Source organism: Peribacillus sp. YIM B13477, from assembly GCF_042787955.1.
GTDB lineage: Bacteria > Bacillota > Bacilli > Bacillales > DSM-1321 > Peribacillus > Peribacillus frigoritolerans.
Window position 1 is genome coordinate 1 of the sequence record NZ_JBHZPD010000025.1, and the last position, 8,018, is coordinate 8,018.

6 protein-coding genes are annotated in these 8,018 nt (G+C 38.1%); 1 reads left to right on the top strand and 5 read right to left on the bottom strand.

The genetic code is table 11. The annotated features are described in order from the left end of the window. Positions 1-753: 753 nt before the first annotated feature. The gene (locus tag ACFX4H_RS26735; RefSeq protein ID WP_057277282.1) at positions 754-1,311 is read left to right on the top strand and encodes a shikimate kinase; all 558 of its coding nucleotides are present in this window, start codon (positions 754-756) and stop codon (positions 1,309-1,311) included. 115 nt (positions 1,312-1,426) lie between these two features. On the opposite strand, the gene ACFX4H_RS26740 is transcribed toward ACFX4H_RS26735, so the two are convergent. From ACFX4H_RS26740 to ACFX4H_RS26760, 5 genes are all read right to left on the bottom strand, one after another. After that, the gene (locus ACFX4H_RS26740) at positions 1,427-2,440 is read right to left on the bottom strand and encodes a LacI family DNA-binding transcriptional regulator (protein ID WP_034306137.1); all 1,014 of its coding nucleotides are present in this window, start codon (positions 2,438-2,440) and stop codon (positions 1,427-1,429) included. Positions 2,441-2,664: 224 nt separating this feature from the next. Next, positions 2,665-3,870 (bottom strand): MFS transporter, encoded by a 1,206-nt coding sequence (locus tag ACFX4H_RS26745; protein ID WP_377436608.1) that lies wholly within the window; start codon positions 3,868-3,870, stop codon positions 2,665-2,667. 272 nt (positions 3,871-4,142) lie between these two features. Next, positions 4,143-5,027, bottom strand: coding sequence for a shikimate dehydrogenase (locus tag ACFX4H_RS26750; protein WP_034306141.1), 885 nt, complete (start codon positions 5,025-5,027; stop codon positions 4,143-4,145). Between the two features lie 60 nt (positions 5,028-5,087). Then, positions 5,088-5,849 carry a type I 3-dehydroquinate dehydratase gene (gene aroD / locus ACFX4H_RS26755; protein ID WP_377436610.1) on the bottom strand — a complete coding sequence of 254 codons (762 nt, stop codon included), beginning with the start codon at positions 5,847-5,849 and terminating at the stop codon, positions 5,088-5,090. Between the two features lie 66 nt (positions 5,850-5,915). Beyond that, a complete protein-coding gene (locus tag ACFX4H_RS26760) occupies positions 5,916-7,118 on the bottom strand; it encodes an MFS transporter (protein WP_034306148.1) in 1,203 nt (400 codons plus the stop codon). Positions 7,119-8,018 lie beyond the last annotated feature (900 nt).

Sequence of the window (8,018 nt, forward strand, 5' to 3'; positions counted from 1 at the left end):
TTGATAGTGTGTGCTCACTTAAAATTTAACGTTGGCGCTTTGTTTTGTTCAGTTTTCAAAGAGCAATTTCCACAATCGTTCTTTCGAACAGCTGTTTATTCATCATAACATCTTATTGATTAGTTGTCAACTTCTACGAAGTTTTTAACTTATTTTAAATCGCTGTGTTTTTCAGCGACCATTTCATCTTATCATTTTCACAGTAAGAAGTCAATAGTTATTATTTCTTTCAGCAACCTGCCAAAAGCGATGAAGTTTTGCGTTTGTCTTAGTTGGTGCTTATTTATATTAATCCTTTCCCACCATTAAGTCAACCCATTTCATACATTTTCTTTTCTAATGAATTAATCACTTATTATGAAGGAATAAATGTGCCTGTCACACCTTGTCTTCCTCTTAAAATATATAAACCAGGAAAACCATTTATCCCAACCATTTGAACTACCGCTTCCCCTTCAGCTAAGTAATGCCTTTGGCAAAATCCATAAACCAGGCACGTGATAGGTTATCGCAATAACAATTTAAATAGATGAGGAAACGAATAATTAGTTGCATCAATCGAATACTGAAAACGGATTGCTCCTTCCGGGTAGAGTTATTAAACATTAAACCGCTAAAACACAGGGTTCCATTGTCCAAATATTAAAAAACTTTTTTACAATTTTACTTACTTATACTATAATAAATATATTTTAAAAATTTCAGAAGAGACTTTTAATCATTATAAAAAATAGTTGGGAGAGGGATTTATAAATGATTAATAAAAACACATCTTTGAGGATGCAAAGTATCGTTTTTATTGGCTTTATGGGGGTAGGAAAGACGACGATCGGACAGAAGGTAGCCAGGAAATTATATAGGGACTTTATTGATATAGATCAAGAAATTGAAAAGGAATTCAATATGCCCACTACGGAAATCTTCAAGAAGTTTGGGGAAAAAGCTTTTCGCGAAAAAGAAAAAAGTGTGATTGAAAGCCTTAGTCAACAACAATTGAAAATCATTTCAGTTGGGGGCGGGGCCTTTTTACAAGAGGATATACGGAATATCTGTTTAACCAACTGCATCGTCTTTTACCTGGACTTATCTTGGGAGTACTGGAAAGAGAGAATAGGCTTGCTTATTGATAGTAGACCTGTTTTACAAAGCCGGTCCCTTGAGGAAATCGAAGAACTCTTTTACACGAGACAGGAAATATACTCCTATCATCATTCAAAAGTGAATACCAATGATCTAGATGTTGATGAAGTGGCAGACTTTATAGTCGATTCATTGAAAGTGGCCTGGGATATTTATGAACCGCTTAAGTAAGGCAAACCTTTTTGATATGTAATCAATGTTCCCAATAAAAGAATAATAGAAAAGATGAAAAGGGCACAGCGGTACCTAACCTCCTGTGAACTAATCACCTTTTTATTTTTCTTTTTTAGGAAGACTCTCTAATAATCAGTTCTGGATTCAATATGATTCGCTGTTGTTCCCGTTCTATTTTCTCCATTTGCTGATACAAGAGATTCGCTGCCTCTTTCCCAATACGTCTAGGGAATGAGGAAATGGTCGTTAGCGGAGGATGATAGATTTCTGCGACTGGAACGTTATCGAACCCAACGATATCTATATCTTTTCCAGGAGTAATTCCTTTCATCATTAACCCTTGCATAACACCAAAGGCAATTAAGTCGCTAAAGCAAAAAATTGCGGTAGGCGGATTAGGATTCTCAAGTACTTTCAAAACAGCCTCAAGCCCCCCCTCCCGTGTAGGGGCACTATCTATCACCAACGATTCATCCACTTCCAATCCCGCTCTTGAAAGAGCTTCACGGTATCCCTCCATTCTCTCGATCCAAGTAGAAGACTCCTTAATGCCACCAAGGAGCGCAATTCTTTTATGCCCCTTTCCAAGGAGATGATCAACGGCGATCCTGGCTCCTTCTGGATAGTCTATGCCTACATAGTCGCAATTCACTCCAGGCAGTTCCCTGACAGCAAGCACCATCGGCGTATCAATTTCATTTAACCGTTCAATTGTATCTTGTGAGCTTTCAGAGACAGGACAAAGAATCAGGCCACCCACCCTGTGTTCCATCATGGTTGAAAGGAGATGATCTTGCTTGGCAACCGAGTCAAATGTAGTCCCCAGCAACACTGTATACCCGACCTCATCCAATGCATCGTGAACACCTATCAGGAATTCAGAAAAAAAGGTATTTGATATGTCGGTAATAATGATTCCTACAGTATCAGAACTCTGCGACCTTAGGTTTGCTGCAATTCTATCGTACACATAACCCAATTCATGCATGGATTTTAGCACCTTTTTTCGCGTCGCTTCCGATATTCGAGGGTTATTGCGAACGATAAGGGAAGCAGTGGATGTAGATACCCCAGCATGTTTTGCTACCTGTTGCAGCGTGACCCGCCCTTTTTTGGATTGTTTCATAGTTCAATCACCATCTTGAATGTATTTTTGATGTACTTATTATTATCATGTTCTTACTATAATAATAATATAGTTACTGTCATTATTACACCTTTGCTTTTGGAACATGAGAATCTCAACGATCATTAATCACGCCAAAACATCTATATCCACTATTCATTAGTCAAAAAAAAACGCCATCCTAGTTCCGGAAGATGGAGTTTTAAGTAAATCCTTCAATATTTTCAGCCATGGTTAAATATGGTCTGGCGCTGTGTCAATTTCTTATACCGGTAATATACAAAAGCTGCAGCCAGGATTCCTATAGTAGCAATAAAGCAATCAAAAAGAAATATATGCGATATATCCCCACTCTTAGCGATCAAGCCCGTTGCAATTGGTAAAATGACGCTCGCCAAACTGGATGCCGTCGCAACGATCCCTGTTACAGTTCCTTTTTTTCTCCAGAAAAGTTCAGTCATTATTGCAATGGTTAATTGAAAGATCCCAGCTGTCGAGGCTCCAAGGAAAAAGGAGCTAATACTTAAGACAATAGGTGAATGAATCGTTAGTATGATGATTACCGTAAGTAAAGTAATCATTGGATAAAGCAATATCACCGTCACGGGCTTAATCCATTTGTTTAATAAGATGGATAATAGCAGGACGGAAATAAGTGACCCCACACTATAATAGCTCAATAATTTAATTGCACTTGAAGATTGCATCCCTGCAACTTCCTGGCCGAAACTCGGTAACCAGATTTGCGAAACTGTAAATAACGCAGTTGATGTAAACCCAATTATGATTAGTGCGACTCCTTCGCTCCAAAATTCAGGTTCCGTTATGAACCTGTGACTATGCAAATCCTCTTCTTTACTGACAGCTTCGGATTTGCTTGGAAATGAAGCGGACATCACCAAAAACATATTCATGAAATAGATGACAGCCGGTACTAAAAATGCAAACCCGTAAAATAATTGGTTCGTAGTAAGAAACAAGATGATGAATGGCAGGATTGTAGCACCGAGCGAACCAAAAGCCTTAACCATAACACTCGCGGAACCAGCAGATTCAGGAAACATTTCAGTTAGCGCCGGATATGTACCTGCATCCATGGCTGAGTTGGAAATTCCCGCAAGTAAGGCAAATACAAAGGCCATTTCATATGTGGGGGAAAATGGAATCCCAATTAAAAAAACGCCCATTATAACCGAAGAGACCATGATCAATGGTTTTCTTCCAAATTTATCTGATAATACTCCCGAGAGCCCATACGTGAGTAATCTGCCTATTCCTATTGCTGCAATAAGATAACTAATGCCAGTAGAGTCCGTATCCCATTGTTCTGTTAAAGAGGGCATGTTTGAGGCGAGAATAATATTAACCATCCCCAGCAGAAAATAGTTAATATACATGCCAGATGCCGCTTTAAAATACTGATTTTTCATTATTACACCCCTATAATAAATCACGTTGTGTTACTCCCATATAACACCTTAATGCACAATGTAATTACATTAAAGTCTCCCCTTTATGTTATCCATTTACATGAAAACCACTTTTCAAAAAAAAACGCTAAGAAAAACAAGGGACTTCACTCCCTGAATTTCTTAGCTCCGAGGTTTGGTGCACCCAATTTTTTTTAATCATTTAATAAATGATGCACATCGAGTATGAAAAAAACCTCTATTTGGAGAACAATCTCCAGAGTGGAATCATTTTATTCTGCAAACAATTGCTCTTTGATGAAATCAACAGGCATTTGTTGACCTGTCCATAATTCAAAAGCTAGTGCACCTTGCCAAAGCATCATCCCAAGACCATTAATAGCGGTAGCACCTACAGCTTCAGCTTGTTCCATTAGTTTAGATTTTCGTGGGATGTACACAACATCGGTTACGATTAAATCAGGACGCAGCATTGATTCGTCTTGAATGACACTTAAGCCTTCAAGTGGTTTCATGCCAACGCCGGTTCCATTTGCCAAAATATCACTAGTTGCGATTTCAGCCTTTAATTGTTCAACATTTTCAAGAGGGTATACATTGGCTTTCACATTTAAATGCTTCATATCCTCATTGATGATTCGCACATTCTCTTCTGCTTGCGGGAAGAATGCATCATCACGAGCAAAAATGCTGATTTCCGCCACCCCTTCCAGCGCAGATTGAATGGCAATTGGGGTAGCAGCCCCACCAGAACCGATAAGAGTCATTTTCTTGCCTTTAATATCAATACCATGTTCTTTTAGGTTCCGGGTATATCCCATTCCATCAGTGCTGTGCCCTACGAACTTTCCATCGACATTGACAACTGTATTAACGGCTCCTGAAAATTTAGCACTGTCCGCCAATTCATCAAGATATGGAAGGATCTTCATTTTATTAGGCATGGATACGTTAAATCCTTTTACATTTAATGCACGCATCCCTTTGACTGCATCTTCCAGCTCTTCATTTCCAACCTCAAATGCTAAATAGGCGCAATTCAAGCCTAATTTATCGAAAGCTAAATTATGCATGGCAGGTGATAATGAATGTCCGATAGGTGTTGCCAGCAATCCTACTAATTCTGTTTTCCCATTAATTCGTCCTAGATTTTCCATGTTCTATTCCCCCTGATTTTTTAAACTTTATATAAATTCCTTCTTGGAAGGAATTATGAATTAAATATTTTGATCAATGATTTCCAATACATTTCTTAATTGCTTAACAGGAATTTGTCCTGGTGCAGATGCTTCTTTTCCGGCACCGAATGTACAAGCAGATCCAAACACCGCACCTGATAATCTACTGACCAGGCCTGTACCCGACATTGACATCGTAATGAATGGGCGATCGGCATACTTTGTTTTCATCGTGTAAGTTGCATCTAATAATACGAGTAAGTCACCTACTGTTTGGGGCATTACAGCGATTTTGGGAATATGGGCGCCAAATTCCTGCATCTTACGCAATCGGTAAATGATTTCTTCTTTTGCTGGTGTCTTATCGAAATCATGGTTACACATCACTACGTATACCCCATTTTCCTCAGCTACCTTCACAGTCTCCTTCACTGATGATTCCTCAAAAAACAACTCCACATCGACAAGATCAATATTCTTCGTTTTAATTGCTGTATGAAGAAGTTCGAAATAATAATCATCGCTGATTTCCTTGTTTCCGCCTTCTTTATTGCTTCTAAAAGTGAAAAGCAGCAAAGTACTAGGAACAGCACTTCTAAGTTTTGAAATCATATCCGAAACGGCTTCTAAGCTTTCGACTTGTTCAAAGACATCTACTCGCCATTCAATGATATCCGGCCGTAACACATTTACCGTTTCAACTTCTTTAAGCAGTTCTTCTTCCGTTTTCCCCATTAGTGGAACGATGATTTTTGGAACCCCTTCTCCGATCGTTACGTCTTTGATCGTGATTGTTTGCATGATGTTTCCCCCTTTTATCAATATCATCAGTAGGGTTCATGCCCCACTGATGTTCGGTTAGACCGTTTAATTGGAAACTTTAATTACCTTCTTGTATCGATAGGCAACGAAAACGGCCAACAAAATACTAATTGCCGCAATTGCCACATCAAACAAGAAGACCGCAGTTAACCCAGCATTCTTGGAAATGATACCTGTAATGAAAGGTATGATGATAAAGGCTGAACTACCTGCAATGTTTACATATGAAGTGATCGTACCTTTATTAGCAGGGAAGAATTCTGTGATTATTGTCATTGCTAATTGGAATACCCCTGCAGTTGAAAGCCCTATGAAGAAAGCGCTCAAAACGGTTATAAATGGTTGCTGGATGTAGATGAGTGACAATAAAGATAATGCTGCAATGACCGGATAGATAATCATGACGGTAATGGGCTTAATTACTTTATTCAATAGAACAGCTAGTAAAATGACAGAAACAAGGGAGCCAATACTATAGTAACTAAGCAATTGAACAGCCTTAGCTTGGGTTAGCCCCAATACATCTTGTCCGAAGTTCGGAAGCCAGACTTGAACCAACATGAATAAAGCAGTTGATGTGAAGCCTAATAGTATGACGGCCAAACCTTCCTGAGCAAACTTCGGTTTTGAGAGGAATTGCTGTTGAACCGGCACAGCTTGTTCATCATTCCGAGTTTGGCTTTGGGCTTTATGATCCGGGAATGAAACCTTAAGCAGGAAAAACCCATTAACAAGATATACAGCAGCCATCAAGAAGAATGTATACCCGTAAAACATATCTCTAGCTATAAAGAACGCCATGATAAATGGAAGAAGTGCGGCACCGATTGAAACGAATGCTTTTACTAATACGGTAGCGGAACCAGCTTTCTTTTGAAAAGCCTCAATAAGTGCTGGATACGTACCTGCATCCAAAAATGAATTGGCAATACCAGCACATACAGCAAATATAAATGCCAATGTATAGTTAGGAGCCAAAGGTATCCCTATAAGGAAGATCAGGTAGATAAAAGATGCTGAAACAACAAATGGTTTCCTTCCTAATTTATCCGACAGTCTACCGGCGAAAAACAAAGAAACTAACTTACCGATTCCTATGGCTGAGACCAAGTAACTTATCCCTGATGCACTTGTATTTAATTGATTTGACAAATTTTCCATATTTGATCCAATGATAATATTGATCATGCCTAAAATAAAATAGCTAATATATAAACCTGCGGCCATTTTTATAAATGGATTTTTCATGAAACACACCCCTATTTAAAAAGTTATCGAAATGCAATTGGATTCTTAAGCCTCTCAGATGTTGCCCCCTTGCCCATACCATAAATTCAAAAAAAATAATTACGTACTAAATAAAACAATAAACATCATAAATTAACCGGCTAAGTTAGTACATCGTTCTACCAACTTAGCATTACTAGTATATCGTTCTACTAATCGTGCTTGTTGTTAGTATATCGTTCTACTAAATTCAAGCGATTAGAAAAGTATTGAAAAAACATTTATGTTACCGTAAATTAGTTAAATTTATTTAGTATATCGTTCTACTGGATTATTATACTGCGCTAATTTAGTTGTGTCAAACTCATGAAGCAGTCCTTAATGACCATAGAGCAAATCCTCATACTCATTATTTTTAAATTCCGAAGGTCTCATTTCGAATCTCATTTACCTTAAAAGTTCAGCCCTGCCTTGTATTTGTTAGTGTTCATACAAGTTGGAAGAGTACCTTTTATTTGCAGAGGCACCAATTATTTTATCCTTTATGAGGGCTTCCTTCTATTTTGATATTCCCCACATTTTTAGTTACCAGTTTCTGAATTAATTTCTTTTTAGCTAAAATATATGTACTGCTGTTTATTTATATCAATTATCCAGTTATTTGCAATCAATTTTAATAACCCATTTTTTAAGCAGGCAGTACTAATATCTCGCTTATATCCTAAGTTACGGATAGTCGAAACGGTTTAAATTTAAAAGGATGAACAATTTTCGATTTCAGCCCCTTTCAATGGTGATGTAACAGCTTCTATATATAACAGGGCTCCATAATTTGTTCTTAACGCAAAAAAGACCAGCCGGATGGCTGATCTTTTCAAATGGCTTGGCGGCGTCCTACTCTCACAGGGGGAAACCCCCAAC

Bases quoted from the DNA above. Each gene is read 5' to 3' on its own strand.
- ACFX4H_RS26735 (WP_057277282.1), top strand. From the start codon at position 754: ATGATTAATAAAAACACATCTTTGAGGATGCAAAGTATCGTTTTTATT.
- ACFX4H_RS26740 (WP_034306137.1), bottom strand. From the start codon at position 2,440: ATGAAACAATCCAAAAAAGGGCGGGTCACGCTGCAACAGGTAGCAAAA.
- ACFX4H_RS26745 (WP_377436608.1), bottom strand. From the start codon at position 3,870: ATGAAAAATCAGTATTTTAAAGCGGCATCTGGCATGTATATTAACTAT.
- ACFX4H_RS26750 (WP_034306141.1), bottom strand. From the start codon at position 5,027: ATGGAAAATCTAGGACGAATTAATGGGAAAACAGAATTAGTAGGATTG.
- aroD (WP_377436610.1), bottom strand. From the start codon at position 5,849: ATGCAAACAATCACGATCAAAGACGTAACGATCGGAGAAGGGGTTCCA.
- ACFX4H_RS26760 (WP_034306148.1), bottom strand. From the start codon at position 7,118: ATGAAAAATCCATTTATAAAAATGGCCGCAGGTTTATATATTAGCTAT.